This is a genomic window from Azohydromonas australica DSM 1124 (assembly GCF_000430725.1).
GTDB classification, from domain to species: Bacteria; Pseudomonadota; Gammaproteobacteria; order Burkholderiales; family Burkholderiaceae_C; genus Azohydromonas; species Azohydromonas australica.
In genome coordinates, this window is record NZ_AUMO01000157.1 from 1 (window position 1) to 2304 (window position 2304).

Below are 2304 nucleotides of genomic sequence, written 5' to 3' on the forward strand. Positions count from 1 at the left end.
GTGCAGCGCACCCGGTTCCGGCGCAATCCCGAGCAGTACCTCGCCAACTTGGAGCAACTGGCCGATCAGCTGGCTTTGCCGTCCTAGTTTTTTTCTTCGGGTGACACGGGCTTTCTCCCTCATGCAGTGGCCGTGCTCAGTTTGCCGCAGGCAAGCAGTGTTGCGCCGGCTGTCGGCAGCACACTCACACTCAGCGGCGCCAGTGCGCCCAGCCGCATTACCAAATGCCGAAGACGCGACTCCACCGTAAGCGACACCAAGGGCAGCGCTCGCTTCAAGCGGCACCGCCGAGGGCTTCGGCTGCCGCATGCGAAGGTGTGCAGGTGGCGCCTCGGCCATTGGCGACGCTACGTGGCTGCCTGCCATGCCAGCGCGCACAGCCCGGCCAGCAGAGCGACCCAGAGCAGGAATGCGACCGCGGCTGCCAGCCGTCCGGCGCCCAGGGCGATGCGAAACACTGCCCAGCCCCTGACACACCAGGCTATCCCTGCCAACCAAACAGCGCTGCCGATCGCGACGGTTACCAGCGCCGGGCCATGAACAGCCCGCATGAGAGGGACAGACACCGTGGGCAAGGCATCGGTGCCTGCATGGCTCGCCTGCGCGATGAAGTCCTGCAGCACCTGCGGCTGGACCAGTTCGACGCCAAAAAGCATCACGAAGGTGCCGGTGCAAAAGTACAGCCACGTGCCACCGAAGAGGTAGGCGAAGGGCGTAGCGACGCGGCTCCAACAGGGTACGCGCTGCACCACGCGCCAAGCACCGGCGAGCACAGCTGACAGTGCCACGGCCATGAGCAGACCGAGGGTGAGGCCCGGCACCAGCCAGCGCTGCGGAGGCCCCTGCGACGCGACGCCCAGCAGCAAGTTGCCCAGCGCCAGGCACAGCACCAGCATCGCCAGTGCGCGCAGCAGCAGGCTGTAGGCACCGATAGCGGCACCGCTTCCCAGGCGCCGCACAATCAGCGCCCGGGGGTGAACCAGCAGCTCCACGAGGTCCGTCGCCAGTTCCACCGGCTTGTGCCACCAGGCGCTCGCGTGCCGGCCGTGGCTCACGCCGGGCGTGATGCCGTACTGCGAAGCCAGCACGTCAATGAGTGCCGAGGTGTCGGCGTCCCAGCGGTCGTTGGCCAGCACCACGGCCTGGCAGCTCGTAAAGTCCTGGAGCGAAGGCGGCAGCTCTTGCGCTTTGGGCATCTGGGCGCCGTCCAGCAGTATCGGGATCACCGGCTTGCCATGGGCCAGTGCCAGCTCGATCTCACGTCGCACGAAATCGTCCGGGTCATCCAGGCGGCGTCCGTTGTTCGCTGCCGCGCGGAGCCAACCGGGTCCCACAAGCGCCAGCACCACCGTGGCGCCGGCCAGAGCGTGCTCGAGCGCTTGGACAAAGTTGGCTCCGGGCACGATGTCGCCCACGTCAAGGAACACGCGATCGGCGCCGAACGCGGCATACAGCCGGTCTGCGAGCCGGCCAGTGGCCGCAGGGCTGTCCTGCCGGCGGTAGCTGATGAAGACGTCACTCATGGGTGTGACCAGTGGCGCAGCCCGGAGTGCGGCGCTTCAGGAATGCGAGACATGCGTGCGAGCCGCCTCGCCCTTTGCCGGCCTAGCCACCGGGCCCAGCCGCTCCAGCGCGTTGCGCAGCGCAGCGGTGCGGGCCTTTTCTTCGTCGAGCTGGCGCAGCAGATCCGCGTGCCGTTCCTTGAGGTCCGCCAGCTCGGCGGGCACGTTGCCCGGACGAGCGTTCGTCTCCAGCGCCATGAGCGCGTTGCCCAGCGCCGCAGCCCGGTCACGGTACTGCAGCCCGAGCGTCGGAGAGAGCCCCAGGCTGCTCGCGCACGCCTTGGCCTGGTCCTGCGCGGTCGTGGCTGCGGCGACCAGCGTGCTGAACTGCTCCTCGAACAGCATCACGGTGATGACGTTCATCGGGAACCTCCACTGCATTCAAGTCTTATCCGTGTGCAAATTGCGCCCTAGGGCGTGAGTCCGAGGATGTGGACGGCTCGTCAGCCGCCCTCCAGGACCGTGCCCACGCAGGTGCCGCGCGCCGCCGCCGCGGCATCCTAGCGCCAGCGCGCAGCGGCTTTCCACAACGCGCACTCCTCCGCAGAGCGGGCAAGATGCGCGGCGTGGCTTGCGGGAAGCAGCTGCACTTCGTCGATTGGTACAGCCTCACAGGCCCCGGCTCCGCAAGGAGCGGGGCTTTTTTACTAGGCCGGCAGAACTTGCTGAGGGTTGAAGCGTCCAAGAGGGGTTATTTGCTGCCACGCGGAGGTATGCGATGGCGCGGCTCACCACCAGAGGA

The 2304-nt window shown here is 67.5% G+C and carries 2 protein-coding genes; both read right to left on the reverse strand.

Annotation, left to right across the window (positions count from 1 at the left end):
• Nucleotides 1-347: 347 nt before the first annotated feature.
• The gene (locus H537_RS49505) at nt 348-1523 is read right to left on the reverse strand and encodes a toll/interleukin-1 receptor domain-containing protein (RefSeq protein WP_051242988.1); all 1176 of its coding nucleotides are present in this window, start codon (nt 1521-1523) and stop codon (nt 348-350) included.
• A gap of 36 nt (nt 1524-1559) precedes the next feature.
• The gene (locus H537_RS0118925; RefSeq protein WP_028999077.1) at nt 1560-1925 is read right to left on the reverse strand and encodes a hypothetical protein; all 366 of its coding nucleotides are present in this window, start codon (nt 1923-1925) and stop codon (nt 1560-1562) included.
• Nucleotides 1926-2304 lie beyond the last annotated feature (379 nt).